Below are 16,827 nucleotides of genomic sequence, written 5' to 3' on the forward strand. Positions count from 1 at the left end.
GAGGCTTTTGTGCCACGTTTTTCTGTTTGCATCCCCTCGTATAACAACGCTTGCTATTTGGATGCCTGCGTTAAGAGTGTCTTGTCTCAGGATTTCCGCGATATCGAGCTCATCGTTATCAACGACGGTAGCACCGATGATACCTGCGTGCTTCTGAATCGGATTGCTTCTAGTGACGCCCGCGTGATTGCTGTCAATCGCGCCGACAACCGCGGGCTGCACCGCACACGCGCTGAGGGCGTTGAGCTTGCTACTGGCGACTACACTGTGTTTCTTGATTCGGACGATGAATTCCTTCCGGGCTTTCTTGCGAAGCTGGATTCCGCCCTTCGGGCGGATCCTGTTGATTTGCTGCATTTTGGCATCAAGGTGGAGGACTGCGGCGTAGGGACTTCCGAGGCCAGTCAGTTCGAGAGCTACATCAACGCCCCTCTCGAGGAGTTGACTGGTGAGGGCATCATGCGCGCCGTCTTCTCTCCGGGCGCGGGAGGTTATCGACAGGATTGGCGTTTCACGCAACGTGCATTTGCGACGCCGCTGTTGAAGCGCGCGTTCGATTCCATGACCGTGGCTGATTTGGGCCGTGCCGAGGATGCGTATGAGAGCTTTGTAACGCTTGCCATGGCGACCCGTTCGGTCACGCGGAACGATATCGTTGGACTGCTCTACAACTATGGTCGCGGGGTCAATTCGGGCTCCTCGCTTTCTATCGAGGACTTTGCCGAGGATGCTCATGAGTTCTGGTCCTCCATCTGCGCAATCAAGAATCATGCGGAGCGTATGGGCACGACCGTTGCTAAGGAGTGCTCTGATGGTGCTCGTTGGAAGCTTTTCGACTTGCTGTTCAATGACTGGTCGAATCGTGTCGCGGACTGCGATAAGGTCGAGGCGGCGCGTGCGGCTGGCGTCCGCTCCTCGTATATCGCTTGCGCTGTCCAGCTGATGCGTCTCACTCGCGATGCTGCGTACTCCGCATGGGAGGCAGGTGAGTTCCTGGACGAGGGCGCGCCGTTCCTCGAATGGTACGAGGCCGCGCGCGAGCTTTCGGGCAACGAGGCCGCGCATTCTCGTCGCTATCAGGCATTTTACAGCGCCGCCCACAGGCATATCGACGATTTGCGCCGCCGCACCAGGCTGTGCGCCTTCGACGAGCAGGACGTTCGCATCTTCGTCTCCACTCACAAACGCGTTGATCTCTTTGACAGCAAGGTCTTGCAGCCCGTTCAGGTTGGTTGCGCTTTGCGCGATTATCGTTATGACTGGGCGCTTCACGATGACGAGGGCGAGAACGTCTCTGCGCTCAATCCCATGTATTGCGAGCTCACGACCCAGTATTGGGCATGGAAGAACATCGATGCACCCTATATCGGCTTCTGCCATTACCGTCGCTACTTCGATTTCTCCCCCGAGCTCCATGAGCAGAATCCGTATGGCGAGATCATGGATGGCCGCATCGACCAGGTTTCCCAGGCAAAGTACCATTTGGATGACGCGTCGATCTACAAGGCGCTCGAAGGTGTTGACATCGCGACCACGGTGATCCAGGACATTCGTTCCTACATGGGTCCCGAGGCGACGCTGCGCTCCCAGTACGATGCCGCCGACCATCTCTACGTCGAAGATCTCGACCGTGTCGTCGACATACTGGTAAGGCGTCACCCCGAGTACTCCCAGGACGCCCGCGCGTTCCTCTCCGGTCATACGGGCTGTTTCTGCAACATGTTTATCATGAGGCGCGATATCTTCCGCGCTTATTGCGAGTGGCTCTTCCCGCTTCTCGAAGAATTCGTGAACACCACCGATATGAGCAAGTACAGCCGTGAGGGTGTCCGCACCCCTGGTCATCTGTCTGAGCGGCTCCTCAACATCTACCTGCTCCATCAACAGCGCATGCATCCGGAATTGTCGATTAAACGCCTGCAGTGTGTCCATTTCCAGGAGCCTGATTATAAACCGGGACTCAAAATGCCCGTGCGCCTCGACGATCTTCGCCAGATCGTCCCCGTGGTCTTCGCATCGGATAACAACTACGTGCCGATGCTCACTACGACAATTCACTCGATGCTGTCGAACGCCTCGAACAACTATCGCTACGATATCACCGTCTTGCATCGCGACATCTCCGGTGCAAACCAGGCGATCATGCGCGAATTCTTCTCAAGCTACGACAACGTCAACCTCGGCTTCTGCGATGTCTCGCAGGTTATCGAGAAGTATAACCTCACGACGAATAACCCGCACATCAGCGTCGAGACGTATTATCGCTTCTTGATTCAAGATCTGCTGCCGTATTACGACAAGGTTCTGTATCTCGATTCCGACTTGATCATCAGGGGGGATGTCTCCGAGCTCTTCGCTACCGATCTGGGCGATTCGCTGCTGGCCGCCGCGCACGATATCGATTTTGTCGCCAACGTTAATATGAAGCGTGGCGATCGTTTCGCATATGCCAAGGAAGTCCTTGGCATGAAGGATCCCTATAGTTATTTCCAGGCCGGCGTCCTCGTTTTGAACACGAGGGCAATGCGGTCGCGTCATACGATGGAAGAATGGCTCGAGTTCGCCTCGGATGATCGATTTATCTACAACGACCAGGACGTTTTGAACGCACATTGCGAAGGGGAGGTCGTATACCTCGATTACAGCTGGAACGTCATGATCGACTGCTTTGGCCGTATCAATAAGGTTTTTACCTTTGCTCCGGCCTACATGTTTGATGCGTTCATTGAGTCCCGTTCCAACGAAAAGATCGTTCACTACGCTGGTTTCGAGAAACCTTGGAAGCTGGCGGGATGTGATCGTGGTGAGCTCTATTGGCGCTATGCGCGCGAGACGCCATTTTATGAGTCTCTTCTCCAGCATTCGATTGCGGTTAATCGTTCTGGCCGCTTACCTGATTACCTCATACATGAGCCTGCCCTATCCCCCAGAAGTCCTCTTCGTAAGATTGTTGACCCTATTGCGCCGTTGGGATCAGCTCGTCGAGAGCTTGGTAAAAGTATCATTCGCGCGATTCGGGGCATCCGTTAAATTGCTTGAGGCGACCCAGTTCTCTTTGAGAGACTTGGGTCGCCTCTTATGGATATATGGTTGCGTATCAGGCTTCTCGATGTGATGCAAACTGTGCTGGCAATCGATCTTTATCGATGCTGGTTCATGGACATCAAGAACGAATTGAGTCGACTGGAGCTCGCCAATCAGTCTTTGCCAAAAGCGTCAGCGAAGAAAAGAATATGTGGAGATCCATGATTCAGTTGGGTGCGAGACTCTCAAATAGTTCGAGTATTTGATTGATGCTCGTTTTATCATAATGAGACCAATTGGACAGTATGTTCGCTCGATGCGAAGGCGGAAAGATGCAAGCGACTCAAGCCAATCAACTCGTCTCGGTCATTGTGCCGATTTACAACGCGGAGAAGTATCTCGATCAGTGCTTAAGCAGCATTGGGGAACAGACATATAGCAATCTTGAGATCATCTGCATCAATGACGGAAGCACCGACGACTCGATTGCAATTGTTGCAAAGCACGCCGCCCTGGATGATCGCATTCGTATCATCGACAAGGAAAACGCTGGATACGGTGCCGGGTGCAACCGTGGCATGGACGAGGCTCACGGGGAGTGGCTCGCCATCGTGGAGCCCGACGACTGGATTGAACCTGGCATGTATGCCGACATGCTTTCTTTTGCCAGCACATATGATGGGGCGATCGATGTCATCAAGACCCCCTGGTGGAACATCAATGATTGGGACCGATCGGACTCTGAGCAAACGCGCACAAGGTGTCCGCTGACGGTGCGCATGGGGGCGTCTTTTGGTCCCTTCGCCCTGTCGGAGCATCCAGTGCTTATAGAGCATCATCCTGCGATATGGTCAGCCATATATAGGCTAGATTTCCTCCGTGAGCATCACATTCGTTTTCCTGAATATCCCGGAGCTGGATGGGCGGACAACCCGTTTCTCATCGACACGTTATGTCAGGCCGAGTCGATCGTCTATTTAAATAATGCCTACTACTGCTATCGAGCCGACCTGCCCGGCTCAACCCGCAACCATGCAACCAATGCGGCGATTCGCCTCCCGTTTGATCGTTGGCTCGACATGCTCGGCTGCATGCAGCGAATCGACGTGCGCGACAGTGCGATTATCGAGTCCCACTATATCCGGGGATTCAGATATCTAGACGGCGCGATGTACGACGACGGCGCTGACAACCCGGTCGTGCTGGAAGGCATGCGATCCATGTTCTCTGCCATGGATAAAGACATAGTGCTATCGAGCGTTAAGATCTCTCCAAAGCACAAGCGCTTGTTCTGCGAGACGCTTGGGCTTGACGCTCGCGTCACGTCGTCATTGGCGCATGCCGCATACACCGCCCGTGAATTCTGGCTGTCGCTGCGCACGCTCGGCGCGTGTGGCGTCGCCAAGCGCGCGCGGTTTAAGCTGACGGGCAGGCGTTAACGGGTCTGCCCGCCTCGCTTCTGCACCCTTGCCACGACAAGGCATGCCGCCAGTGCGGCAATGCTCGCCGCGCATCCGACCGTAAAGCCGGGCGACTGGAAGCGCATCTCAATACGGTGAGAGCCTTCGGGAACCTGGATTTGTGACATTCCGCCGCCAAAGGCAGGGGAGAGCGCGACCTCCTTGCCGTCGATTGTTGCGCTCCAGCCTTTGTCGTACGGGATGGACAGCACAAGATCGGTCTGCATTTCCGCGTTGTATGTGCCCTCGACGCGCCCGTCTTCAAACACGTCGGGGGTAAACTGCCGCGATTGCAGCCGCTCAATGCCCCCCTCAAACACGTCGATGTTCAGCGCATAGAACAGGCAATTGCTCTTGGGGGGAAGCTGGGTCTCAGGAGAGCCCTGCACCATGCTGATTTCATGCTGGGTGCTTTCGTCGCCGGACTCCCCAAAGGCGCGAACGTTGTGCGAGAAGCGCGTCGCCTCGCTGCTGATCATCTCGCCGCCAACGATCAGGCCGACGCTTTGGGACCAGTCGGACTCAACGCCGGTTTGCGCGTAGGTGTAACCGATGGTGTGCGCGGGCAGCTTGACGGCCCAGGTGATACTCGCATCCGATCTTGCCTGCTCGACACCCTGGAGCTGCGTGTACAGCGGTCTGTCGATTCCCGTCAGTTCCGCGAACAGGGCGTTTTGGCGCTCAAAGGGGTCGTCGCCCTGGAGCGTCGACTCGCTGTCTGTACCGTTCGCGCACGGATAGCCCAGCGAGAGCGCGTGGGGATTGTAATACAGGGGCGAGGTGACGTTCGAATGGGGCAGCGTCGTCTCAGTCGATGCGACCGGTTTGCTCCACGTTCCTATATACCGTACGCCCAGCAGGCTGTCCATGACGAGGTTGGGGGCGGCGTAGACGCTCGAGAACTCCCCTTCGGAGCTGTAGCCCAGTGAGTTGAGAAACGCGACGGCCTGGGGGTTGTTTGCCGAGGAGTACGTCGACAGCTGGTTGAATCCGTGCGATATGCCCTCGTTGAACGCGGCGCCGGCCCGGTTGTATGTCTTATCGACCCGGTAGAAGGCGTCCGCATCGAGCTGCTTGAGCTCACTCATCTGCGCGTCGACCTCGGCGACATACGTGTCGTGCGTATCTTGCGGGTAGTTGATGTAGAGCTGGTTCCAGCACACGTGGGCGTTGAAGCCGAGGTCCGCGAGAACGAGCACGAGCGCGCCAAGCGGTGCGAGCTTGCGCGCGATGGCGGCACCGCATGTTGACCGCCCGCCCGCCTCGGTCCACGAGACGGTGCGGGTGTTCGAAGCCTCTGCGCGGCAAGCGGCCCGCCTCATGAGAAGGAACGCCGCCGCCCAAATCTCCAAAAAGCTCAACAGGAAAGCGATGCGGCAGTAGAACCCGTTGGGCTGGCGGAAGCCGCACCAGACGTACATGAGCGGCCCTAGCACCGAGCTCACGACGAGGAACCCGGCGAACACGAGCGTCAGCGCGCGAAGCCTCTTGTCGATGCGCTTCTCAAAGAGCATGGCGATCGCCAACGCAAGGGGGATCAGGCCCGTATAAAACTGGGGTGCGTGGTCGATATTCCATGCAAAGGGGAGAAATCCCCTGATGAGGGCCGTCGGATACGTCTGGAACATGCCAACGGCGGTTTTTGCGCCGCCCATCATGGCAAGTACGGTGGGGACGAACGTCCACGCGGAGAGGCCGAGCCCCAAAAGAATCGCCGCGGTGAACCTCGCCGCCCGCCCCGCGATCCACGAGCGCGTGGGGCGCATCCCATCGTCATATATCATGACGGCGAGCTCGAACAGCACGAACAGGCAGCAAAAGAGCAGCGTGATGTAGGCCATGTACCAGCAGGTGATGACATCGGCTGCCACGAGGAGCGAAAGCCCGATACAGCGTCCCGTGCGCAGCAGCTGCCGGCAGCTCCATGCCATGAGCGGCAGCAGGATCAACGCGTCGAGCCACAGGGGGTTGCGGAGGTTGGTGGCGCTCCAGGTGGACCAGGTGTAGCACAGGGCAAGAGCGAGCGCCCAGGAGCGGCTGAGCGCAAAGCGACGGCGCAGATACCAGGCCATCGCCACGTTCATGCACGCGAGTTTGAGGGCGACGATCACGTAGATCGCCAGGGTGAGGTGCGCCTCGTCAAACAGCAGGATGATGAAGTTGAAGGGGCTCGCCAGATAGTAGCTGTACAGGCCCCACGTATTGGACCCCATGCCCTGCGCGAACGAGTAGAAGATGTTCGCCTCGCCCGTGAGCACATGGCGGAACCACGTGAAGAAGTCGATGTATTGATACTTGAGGTCCTCGGTGAGGAAGGACTCGGGGCCAAGGGGATAGATGCCGCCCCATGCGGAGAGGGCGAGCAGCAGCAACACGGGCAGGGCTGCGCACGCTACCCAAAACAGCGCCGATCTGGCGCGTTGAGGGCGCTTCGGTCGCGTGGCGCGTGGCTTTGGGGAAGTCGCGTGCGTGGTCTTGGCGGCATAGTGGGCGCCTGCGGCGGTTGGGGATGCTGCGCGGTTATTCATCGAGGTTGGACTCCCTCACGATGTAGAGCGGGCGATGCTTGGTCTCAAGGTATGTTTTTGCCAGGTATTGCCCCATGATTCCCAGGCATAGCAGCTGGATGCCCCCAATGAAGATGATGATGGAGGCGAGGGACGGCCACCCGTCGACGGGGTCGCCAAAGAGCAGGGCGCGGACGATGATGAAGATCAACGCGAAGAAGGCGACGATGCACAGGAGCGTGCCCGCGACCGAGGCTATGGAGAGCGGTACGGTGGAGAACGCGACGATGCCGTCGATCGAATAGAGGAGCAGCGAGAAGAAGCTCCACTTGGTCTCGCCGGCGACGCGGTTGACGTTGACGTACGGCAGCCATCGGGTCTTGAAACCGACCCATCCGTAGATGCCCTTGGAAAAGCGGTTGTATTCGCGCATAGATAGGATCGCATCCACCATCGGGCGCTTCATGAGCCTGAAGTCGCGCGCCCCATCGACGATATCCGCCTTGGATATCTTGTTGATCAGCTTGTAGAACATCCGCGCGAACAGCGAGCGGATGGGCGGTTCGCCCTCGCGTGTGGTGCGCCGAGTCGCCACGTTGTCGACGTCCTCGGTGGTGATGATCCGATACATTTCGGGGAGCAGGGATGGGGGGTCTTGCATGTCGGCGTCCATGGTTGCGACCAGCTCGCCCGTGGCGTGCGAGAGCCCCGCATACAGCGCCGCCTCTTTTCCAAAATTGCGGGAGAAGGATGCCCAGCGCACGGTGAAATGCGCGGGGAGTCGCTGCGCCTCGCGCTTCATGGTCGCCAAGGTGCCGTCGGTCGACCCGTCATCGATGAGGACGACCTCAAAGGTGAGGTCGTCGGTTTGGCGCATCTGCTCCGCAACGCGTTCAAGTTCGCGCAAGAAGAGGGGGAGGCTTTCCTCCTCGTTGTAACACGGGACGACGATTGAGATGTCCGGGCGTTTGTGTTCCATGCGATGTGCTCCTAAAAAGCTTGTCGGGTCCTATCGTCCGCGCTGATGCGAATGGGGCGGGTCATTAGGGGACAGTTTAGTAGAGTTTCGCTGGGGGTCACGGGACCATGTGCACATTCAGGTAAAATGCGCTCAGGTGTAAGCTCTTTTCGTTGATACTTTCTGGAGGTTTGTCAGGATGGCTGACATGGGCAATGGTTCGAGTGGTCGGCACTTCAAGCCGTCGGGTAATGCGCCCGGCCCGTATGGGCGCGAAGATGATTTTGGCGCAACCATGGGGCCGTCCGCCTACCCTTCCTCCTCGGACGGACGTGAAGGATATGGCGCTGCGGGCTCATATGGTGCCGCCGATTCGTATGGTGCCACCGATTCATACGGGACTGCCGACTCGCCTTATGGCGCTCCTTACGAGTCCGCCTATGGCGTTGCGCCCAGCTCGCGTTCGACCGGCAAGTCCCCTCGAAAGCGCTCGAAGGCTCCGTTCGTCGTCGCGGGCGTTCTCGTCGCGCTTGTGGTTGCCATTGCGGGCGTGGGCGCCGCCGCGCTCTTTTCCGCAAAGGACCTCAAGGCCCAGGCATCTGAGGTCATGCAGGGCGTGAGCGGCATGGGCGATGCCGTCGCCGCGCAGGATTACGCTTCTGCCGCCAATGCCGCTCAGGAAGTCGCACGTATTGCGGGCGAGATGCGCGACTCGCTCTCCTCGCCGCTGTGGACCGTCGCCTCGCTGGTCCCGGTTTACGGCCAGGACGTCTCCTCCGTCCGCGCAATCATCGGCTCGCTGGACGACGTCGCCTCCGATGCGCTCGTGCCGGTGACCGAGGCGCTTGCCGCCAATCCTCCCTCGGGCCTCATCTCCGCAGATAAGACTATCGATGTCTCCGCGGTCACGCAGCTGTTCGCCACGATCGGCGATGCCGCGGATGCCGTTCAGACATGCACGGATACGGTGAGCTCGCTTCCCGCGTTCCACATCGCCAAGCTGGAAAGCACCGTCGCGCCAGTGCGCGAGAAGCTCACCGAGATGAACGACTTGGTTCAGAACGCTGCGGATCTCGCGCCGTTGGCGGGCGCGATTTTTGGCGCCGAGGGCGATCGCACGTACCTCATCACCGCGCAGAACTCGGCCGAGATGCGCGCCTCCGGCGGTTTCCCCGGCTCCATGGGCACGCTCCGTCTGCAGGGCGGCAAGATCGAGCTCGATGAGTTCTCAAAGGTGTATGACGTGATGGCGGAGGCGACCTCGCCCGAGCTCGGGGTGAGCGAGCAGGAGATCTCCCTGTTCGGCGGCTTTATGAACGTCGCGCGAGATGCCGGCATGGATCCCGACTTCACCCGCGTGGCGGACATTTGGGCCACCGCGTACGAGGAGAAGACCGGCGTGCACGTCGACGGCGTCATCTCTGTGACCCCTGCCGTCGTGCAGGATCTGCTGGCCATCGCCGGGCCCATCACCCTCTCTGATGGCACGGTCGTCGACGGGACCAATGCTACCAAGGTGCTGCAGCACGACCTGTATTGGAACTATCTGTCCAAGGAAACCTCGATGTCGGGTAACGGCGACGTCGCCGACGCCCTGTTTGCCGAGGCAGCGGACCTCGCCTTCGAGCAGTTCTTCTCGGGTCTCAATTCCGATACGCTGCTCAAGTTTGTCGAGCTCATGCGCAAGGGCATGGAGAACCGCTCCGTCATGTTCTGGCTTTCCGATACCGATGAGCAGGAGGCGCTTTCCGCGCTGGGTTGCTCCGGCGACGTCCTCACCGACCCGCGCTCGCCTGCCGTCGGCACGTACTTCTCGCTTTGGATCGGCTCGAAGATGGGCTGGTACATCGATATCGAGAACGAGATCACGTCGACCCGCGAGAACGCCGACGGTTCGCGCACGTATGGCGTGAAGACCACGTACCGCAACACCGCGACGCCCGAGATCATCGAGTCGGCAGGCGACTACATCTCGGGGTATCTTGAGGGATTCGACCGCGACAACCTGTATCCCGAGCTGCTGATTTACGCGCCGACGGGTGGCAGGATCTCCTCGTTCGAGGCTTCAAATGGGGCCCAGTTCGTCGAGACCGAGCATAAGGGGATCCAGGTGTTCCATGCGTCGCGGCCCGATCTGCGCGCGGGGGAGTCGATCGTCTGCACGTATGAGGTGACGACTGCCGCTGGCGACCAGGAAGACCTTACGTTCATGAGCACGCCGACGCTCACGAGCTACCGGTAACCCGACTCGGCGCAACGGCGTCGCTCATCGTGTCGATCGCGCGGCGGGTGACTTTCATCTATAATCGTCCACGCACAACGCGCCATTAGCTCAGCTGGATAGAGCACCGGACTTCTAATCCGATGGTCGAGGGTTCGAATCCCCCATGGCGCACCCCCAATAGATGCTCGCCCGGGTTCCCTTTGGGACCCGGGCGTTTTGCTACGTAGGGCGGGGGAGTCGAGCCCATTGGGGGAGTGCTATTCGTGCCGTGCGCGTTCCGTCCTGTCGATCGCGCTGCCCACTTTGTCGTAAACGGACTCCCCAAAGTTGCTCAAACGTATTACAATGGGCGAGTCGTGTTTATGTGCACGCTCGGCTCTGCATGCCGCGCGCGCATCACTCAAAGGAGTCAGGTTATGGTTTCTGAGAAGGCTACCCTCGTCAACCCCCAGGGTCTCCACATGCGTCCTGCCGGCCTCTTCGCCTCTACCATGGGCAAGTTCGCCTCCGAGGTCACCGTTGTCGCCCCCGACAAGGAGGTCAACGGCAAGTCCCCGATGGCCCTCATGGCTGCCGGCATCCCTTGCGGCACCGAGGTCGAGGTCAAGTGCGACGGCGCTGACGAGAAGGAGGCCCTCGCGGCCGCCATCGAGCTCATCAAGAGCGGTCTCGGCGAGTAGTTCGCGCGCGAGCATTGTCTTCGATGACGAACATCTAATCATATAGGTGTACATTGCAGGCGTCCGCGAACCCGTGGGCGCCTGCATTTTGTTTCCCTCACGCACGGGAGGGAAACGGGAGAGAGGAACTTGAATGTATCAGGGAGTTAACGCTTCGGAGGGCATCGGTATCGGCAGCGTCATGGTTGCCGTCGATCCCGACCTCACGTTTGAGCCCCACGAGGTCTCCGACGTCGCCGCCGAGAAGGAGCGCTACCAGGCCGCTCTGGCCGTCTTCTGCGAGAAGACCCAGGCCCAGGCGGACCACATGAAGGTCGCCGTGGGCGAGAACGAGGCCGAGATCATGGCCGGCCACATCATCCTGGCCCAGGATCCGGGCATGACGGATGCCATCAACGGGGCCATCGACGGCGGCGCTTGCGCCGAGCAGGCTCTCGTCGACGCCAGCACCATGTTCGAGAACATGTTCCTGTCCATGGACGACGAGATGTTCCGCCTGCGCGCCGCCGACATCGCCGACATCCGCACCGGCATCCTCGCCGAGCTTCTGGGCGTCGAGGTCGTCGACCTCTCCGTCCTCCCCGAGAACACCGTCGTGGTCGTGCACGACCTGACTCCGTCCATGACGGCCACCATCGACAAGGATCACGTCGCCGGCATCGTCACCGAGACCGGCGGCCGCACCTCCCACTCCGCTATCATCGCCCGCGCCCTCGAGATCCCCGCTGTTCTCTCCGTCGCCAACAGCTGCTCCGCCCTGCGCAACGGCATGACCGCCATCGTGGACGGCTCCAAGGGCGTCGTCATCGCCGAGCCCGAGGCCGAGGTCCTTTCCGACTATCAGGCCAAGGCCCAGACGTTTGCCGAGGAGAAGGCCGCCCTCGAGGCCTTCCGCGGCCAGGAGACCGTCACCGCCGACGGCATCAAGAAGATCCTCGCCTGCAACATCGGCAGCCCCAACGACGTCGCCAACGCCCTTGAGCACGACGCCGAGGCCATCGGCCTGTTCCGTTCCGAGTTCCTGTTCATGGATGCCGCCGAGCTCCCGAGCGAGGAGGAGCAGTTCCAGGCTTACCGCAAGGTCGCCTCTGCCCTCAAGGGCGCGCCGGTCATCATCCGTACCCTCGATGTGGGCGGCGACAAGGAGATCCCCTACCTCCACATGGAGAAGGAGGAGAACCCCTTCATGGGCTTCCGCGCCGTGCGTTACTGCCTGGAGAACGCCGATCAGTACAAGGTGCAGCTCCGCGCCCTGCTGCGCGCCGGTGCCTTCGGCGACGTCAAGATCATGATCCCGCTCGTGACCTGCGTCGAGGAGGTCCGTGCCGTCAAGGCGCTCGTCGAGGAGTGCAAGGCCGAGCTCGAAGCCGAGGGCCTGAAGTACGATGAGAACATCGAGGTCGGCGTCATGATGGAGACCCCTGCCGCCTCCCTCATCGCCGACAAGCTCGCCGAGGAGGCCGACTTCTTCTCCATTGGCACGAACGACCTCATTGGCTACACCATGTGCGCCGACCGCGGCAACGACCACATCTCCAACCTGTACCAGGTGTACTACCCGGCAGTCCTGCGCTCGATCAAGAACATCATCGAGAGCGGCGTCAAGGCCGGTATCATGGTCGGCATGTGCGGCGAGGCCGCTGCCGATCCGCTGCTGGAGCCGCTGCTGATCTCCTTTGGCCTGGAGGAGTTCTCCATGTCCGCGCCGTCCATCCTGCGCGCCCGCAAGACCATTTCCCAGTGGTCCAAGGCCGAGTGCGACGAGCTCGCCGAGAAGGCGCTCGCCTGCACGACCGCTGCCGAGGTCAAGGCGCTGCTCGAGGCTGCCGCTCGTTAGTCGGATTTGCCGCCGGTCGCGGGCCCTCGATGGGGACGGGCCCGCGACCGGTCTTCGATATTTGATGCTAAATCGATTTATCACGTTTAAGCCAGACGCGCGCACCCGATTTGCGGTACGCTGAACACGGTAATACGTCTGATTAGGAGGCTGTATGTTTTACACCCTGACCGCCAACCCCGCCGTCGACATGACGGTCGCCGGCCCTGCGCTCCAAGCCGATGAGAACGTCCGCGCCAACTCCGCGAGCTACACCGCCAACGGCAAGGGCCTCGATGTGTCCTTCGCCCTCAAGAAGTTCGGCGTCGACTCCGTCGCCCTCGGTTTCTTTGGCGGCTTCACCGGCAAGTTCATCGTCGAGGAGACCATGAACCTCGGCTGCCTCTGCCGTCCGGTGTGGGTCGATGGCGTGACGCGCATCTGCGCCTACATCAACGATGGCGAGCATGAGTACGGCGTGCTCAACCCCGGAGCGCCGCTCACACCCCAGTACGAGCAGGAGCTCTACGACATCCTCGACACCAGCACCGGTATGGACTGCCTGATCGTGTCCGGTTCCGTGCCCCCTCGTGCCTCCAAGGACTTCCTTGACCAGGTCATGGAGCACGCTCAGGAGCGCGGCGCCGACGTGGTGCTCGACCTGTCCTCCGACAAGCTGAAGACCCTCGCCTCCAAGAAGCCTCTGCTCATCAAGCCGAACCACCACGAGATGCGTGAGATCTTCGGCGTGCCGGTGAACACCGACGACGAGGTGCGCGTGGCCATGAAGCTCGCTCACGAGGCTGGCGTCCAGAACGTGCTGCTCACCCGCGGCAGCCGCGGCGACGCTTACTTCTCCAACGGCGAGGACATCTGGTACGCCAAGCGCGAGTTCAACATCAAGCTCGTGTCCTCCGTCTGCGCCGGCGACTGCACGCTGGCCGCGTTCCTGCTCAAGTGGTACAAGGACCGCGACAATGTCGAGGAGGCCATGAAGCTCGCCATGGCTACCGGCGCCAACGTCGCCGAGTCCGTCGGCCTGGGCGACTTTGGCCGCGTCGACGAGTACAGCAAGCGCGTCACCGTCCGCAAGCTTGAGCGCAAGTAGGTTCACGAGACTCCGGCGAGCATCGCGGGGGCGCGTTCTCCCGCCTTCGATACGCGTCCTTCGCATCGCGAATGCACGACTTCGCACGCAACGGCGTCCTGATTTTGGTCGGGGCGCCGTTTTATGATGCGGCGCATGGGGGTATCCTTATGTGCACGAGTCTATTCCACCCACGTGAGGAGTGTTTCACCATGGATGCCCGTTCCCTGACCCCAGCTGATTTGAGCCGTGCACATGCGAGCTTCGCCGATTGCACTTGCAACGCCATCGCGCGCAACGCCGTGACGAGTGTGGGCGTGCGCAAGGCCGCCCGTGACCCGCAGGCCGTGGCGCTCGCCTCTACCACCTTCGACGTGCAGCTCACCCAGGGCGACGTCTGCGACCAGGAGCGCTCGGGTCGCTGCTGGATGTTCGCGAGCCTCAACACCATGCGCTTCCGCATCATGAAGAAGCTCAAGCTCAAGACCTTCGAGCTCTCGCAGTCCTATCCGCTCTTTTGGGACAAGTACGAGCGCTGCAACTGGTTCTTCGAGCATGTGATCGAGACCGCCGGCGAGCCGCTCGCCTCCCGCGACATCGCGTTTTTGCTGGCCGACCCGCTCTGCGACGGCGGGCAGTGGGACATGTTCGCCTCGCTCGTCAAGAAGTACGGTGTGGTGCCCAAGGAGGCTATGCCCGAGACCGCGTGCTCCAGCAACACCGGCGACCTCGACGGCTATCTCACGCGCTACATCCGCATGGGTGCCAAGCGCCTGCGCGAGGCCGTGCGCACCGGCGCGGAGGCCGACGAGGTGGCCGCCATCAAGCGTGAGCTCATGGATGGCTGCTACCGCGTGCTCGCCATCTGCCTGGGCGAGCCCCCGGCGTCCTTCGAGGCGCGCATCCGCGATAAGGACGACAAGCTCGTGGTGAACGGGACCTACACGCCGATCGATTTCTTCCGCGAGTTCGTCGACATGAACCTCGACGACTTCGTATCCGTCATCAACGCGCCTACGGATGATAAGCCCTACCTGCATTCCTATTCCGTCAAGTTCCTCGGCAACGTGATCGAGGACGGCGGCGTGCGCCACGTGAACCTGCCCATTGAGGCGCTCAAGCGTGCGGCGATCGCCCAGCTCAAGGATGGCCTTCCTGTGTGGTTCGGCTCCGACGTCGACCAAGGATTCCTGCCCGCCGACGGCGTTTTGGACCCCGATGCGCTCGACGTTGACACGCTCTTTGGCCTTCCCATCGAGGCGGGCCTCGACAAGGCCGCGCGTCTCGACTACGGCGAGTCGCTCATGACGCACGCCATGACGCTGCAGGGCGTGAGCCTCGACGCCGAGGGCAACCCCACGCGTTGGCGCATCGAGAACAGCTGGGGTGACGACCACGGCAAGGATGGTTACGACATCGCCTCCGACCGCTGGTTCGATGAGTACGTCTACCAGGTCGTCGTGGACAAGAAGTACCTCACGGCCGAGGAGCTCGCCGCGTATGAGATGGAGCCCATCGAGCTTGCGCCTTGGGATCCCATGGGCGCCCTTGCGCACTAGCGGGAGACGCTTGTGACTCGGCTCGCCCATAGGACAGATGCAGCGCTTGCGGGTCCCGCCCTGTGCGGAACCCGTCCCACGGACGCGGCGCTTCGCGTGCTGCGGGTGCTCGAGTCCGCGGGGCTCGAGGCATGGATCGTGGGTGGCTGGGTTCGCGACGCCCTCATGTGCGCCCCCGGCCACGACATCGACATCTGCTGCAGCGGCTCGTGGGAGCAGAGTGCGGCGGCTTTGCGCGCCGAGGGCATCGCGGTGGTCGAGTCCGGTGTCAAGTTCGGCGGCATCACCGCCGTGCTGGACGGAGAGCGTATCGAGGTTACGGCGTACCGTCTGGACGGCTTCTACACCGACGGCCGCCATCCCGAGAGTGTGCGCCGCGCGCAGTGCGTCGAGGAGGACCTCGCACGCCGCGACTTCACCGTCAATGCGATGGCGTGGCACCCGCGCCGAGGGCTTCTCGACCTGTACGACGGCAGGGGGGACCTGGAGCGCCGCCAGATCCGCGCGGTGGGCGAACCGCGCCGCCGCTTTGAGGAGGACGCCCTGCGCATGTTGCGCGCCGTGCGGTTTGCCTGCCGCCTGGACTTCTCCATGGATGCCGCCACCGCCTCCGCGCTTGACTCCTGCGCCCCCTTGCTCGATGCCGTCGCGCGCGAGCGCGTAGGTATCGAGCTCGAGGGCATCTTGGTCACGGGGCGCGGCGGCGATGCACTCCTGCGGTATCCCGAGCTCATGTGCGCGGCCATTCCCGAGCTCGCGCGCATGCGCGGGTTTAACCAGCGCACGCCCTATCACGCCTTCGACGTGTACGAGCACACCGCGCGGGTGCTCACGGTGGCCGGCGAGCTCTCGCGGTTTCGCATCGACGGGGGGGATCCCGACGCGCCGCCGTCGCCCTCGCTCATGTGGGCGGCGCTGCTGCACGATGTCGCCAAGCCCGACACGTTCACCGTGGACGAGCGCGGCCGCGGTCACTTCTACGGGCATCCCGAGCGCGGCGCCGCGCGCGCAAAGGCCATCATGCGCCGCCTTTCCTGCGGCAACGACCTCATGCGCGACGTCAATCTGCTCATCCGCTATCACGACCAGCCGTTGCGCCCCGAGCGCGTTGACCTGCTCCGCATGATGCAGCGTTTCGCGTCGGGAGGGGTCGATGTGCCCCGCCTCATGGGTGAGCTGTTCGACCTCAAGCGCGCCGACACGCTCGGAAAGGCGTCGCAGTGCTTTTACTACGTCGATGAGATCGAGCGCATGCGCGAGATGGTGCGCGAGCTCATCGCCAATGGCGAGGCGTATAGCGTCAAAACTCTGAACCTGACGGGGAAGGACCTCATCGCGCACGGCATGGCCCCCGGCCCGCAGGTCGGTGCCGCGCTCAACCGCGCGCTCGAGGGCGCCATCGTGGGAGAGGTCCCTAACAGCACGCTGCATCTTCTGACATACCTGGGCTTTTAGCCTGCGGGGATCGCGGGGCATGGCGGTTCGTGGGCCGTATGGACACGGCATGCGTGC

At 61.3% G+C, this 16,827-nt stretch carries 10 protein-coding genes and 1 tRNA gene; 9 read left to right on the forward strand and 2 right to left on the reverse strand.

Features of this window, described 5'->3' with window-relative positions:
* Nucleotides 1-9: 9 nt before the first annotated feature.
* Nucleotides 10-3,030, forward strand: coding sequence for a DUF4422 domain-containing protein (locus LK434_RS02800; protein ID WP_083784223.1), 3,021 nt, complete (start codon nt 10-12; stop codon nt 3,028-3,030).
* A 326-nt stretch (nt 3,031-3,356) separates the two neighbouring features.
* Nucleotides 3,357-4,463, forward strand: a complete 1,107-nt coding sequence (locus LK434_RS02805) for a glycosyltransferase (RefSeq protein WP_187371213.1) — start codon at nt 3,357-3,359, stop codon at nt 4,461-4,463.
* Here the strand turns inward: LK434_RS02805 and LK434_RS02810 are convergent.
* Entirely contained in the window at nt 4,460-6,859 is a 2,400-nt protein-coding gene (locus LK434_RS02810; protein ID WP_006721350.1) for a YfhO family protein, read from the reverse strand. The genes LK434_RS02805 and LK434_RS02810 overlap by 4 nt on opposite strands.
* Nucleotides 6,860-7,004: 145 nt before the next feature.
* Complete coding sequence (locus tag LK434_RS02815; protein ID WP_006721349.1) at nt 7,005-7,970, reverse strand: glycosyltransferase family 2 protein; 966 nt, start codon at nt 7,968-7,970, stop codon at nt 7,005-7,007.
* Between the two features lie 274 nt (nt 7,971-8,244).
* Here LK434_RS02815 and LK434_RS02820 point away from each other — a divergent pair, with 274 nt between their 5' ends.
* The 7 genes from LK434_RS02820 to LK434_RS02850 all read left to right on the forward strand — a co-directional run bounded on the left by LK434_RS02820 (nt 8,245) and on the right by LK434_RS02850 (nt 16,770).
* A complete protein-coding gene (locus tag LK434_RS02820) occupies nt 8,245-10,191 on the forward strand; it encodes a DUF4012 domain-containing protein (protein ID WP_198002279.1) in 1,947 nt (648 codons plus the stop codon).
* 79 nt (nt 10,192-10,270) lie between these two features.
* Nucleotides 10,271-10,344: transfer RNA gene (locus LK434_RS02825), tRNA-Arg, on the forward strand.
* A gap of 245 nt (nt 10,345-10,589) precedes the next feature.
* The gene (locus LK434_RS02830) at nt 10,590-10,853 is read left to right on the forward strand and encodes an HPr family phosphocarrier protein (protein ID WP_006721347.1); all 264 of its coding nucleotides are present in this window, start codon (nt 10,590-10,592) and stop codon (nt 10,851-10,853) included.
* A gap of 133 nt (nt 10,854-10,986) precedes the next feature.
* Complete coding sequence (ptsP, locus tag LK434_RS02835; protein WP_006721346.1) at nt 10,987-12,690, forward strand: phosphoenolpyruvate--protein phosphotransferase; 1,704 nt, start codon at nt 10,987-10,989, stop codon at nt 12,688-12,690.
* A 154-nt stretch (nt 12,691-12,844) separates the two neighbouring features.
* Nucleotides 12,845-13,777 carry a 1-phosphofructokinase family hexose kinase gene (locus LK434_RS02840; protein WP_006721345.1) on the forward strand — a complete coding sequence of 311 codons (933 nt, stop codon included), beginning with the start codon at nt 12,845-12,847 and terminating at the stop codon, nt 13,775-13,777.
* Nucleotides 13,778-13,968: 191 nt separating this feature from the next.
* The gene (locus tag LK434_RS02845) at nt 13,969-15,315 is read left to right on the forward strand and encodes a C1 family peptidase (protein ID WP_040361279.1); all 1,347 of its coding nucleotides are present in this window, start codon (nt 13,969-13,971) and stop codon (nt 15,313-15,315) included.
* A 12-nt stretch (nt 15,316-15,327) separates the two neighbouring features.
* Nucleotides 15,328-16,770 (forward strand): CCA tRNA nucleotidyltransferase, encoded by a 1,443-nt coding sequence (locus LK434_RS02850; protein ID WP_040361277.1) that lies wholly within the window; start codon nt 15,328-15,330, stop codon nt 16,768-16,770.
* Nucleotides 16,771-16,827 lie beyond the last annotated feature (57 nt).

Source organism: Collinsella stercoris DSM 13279 (assembly GCF_020735465.1).
Lineage (GTDB): Bacteria > Actinomycetota > Coriobacteriia > Coriobacteriales > Coriobacteriaceae > Collinsella > Collinsella stercoris.

Coding starts and splice junctions, on each gene's coding strand:
- LK434_RS02805 (WP_187371213.1), top strand. CDS start 3,357: ATGCAAGCGACTCAAGCCAATCAACTCGTCTCGGTCATTGTGCCGATT.
- LK434_RS02815 (WP_006721349.1), bottom strand. CDS start 7,970: ATGGAACACAAACGCCCGGACATCTCAATCGTCGTCCCGTGTTACAAC.
- LK434_RS02820 (WP_198002279.1), top strand. CDS start 8,245: ATGGGGCCGTCCGCCTACCCTTCCTCCTCGGACGGACGTGAAGGATAT.
- LK434_RS02830 (WP_006721347.1), top strand. CDS start 10,590: ATGGTTTCTGAGAAGGCTACCCTCGTCAACCCCCAGGGTCTCCACATG.
- ptsP (WP_006721346.1), top strand. CDS start 10,987: ATGTATCAGGGAGTTAACGCTTCGGAGGGCATCGGTATCGGCAGCGTC.
- LK434_RS02840 (WP_006721345.1), top strand. CDS start 12,845: ATGTTTTACACCCTGACCGCCAACCCCGCCGTCGACATGACGGTCGCC.
- LK434_RS02845 (WP_040361279.1), top strand. CDS start 13,969: ATGGATGCCCGTTCCCTGACCCCAGCTGATTTGAGCCGTGCACATGCG.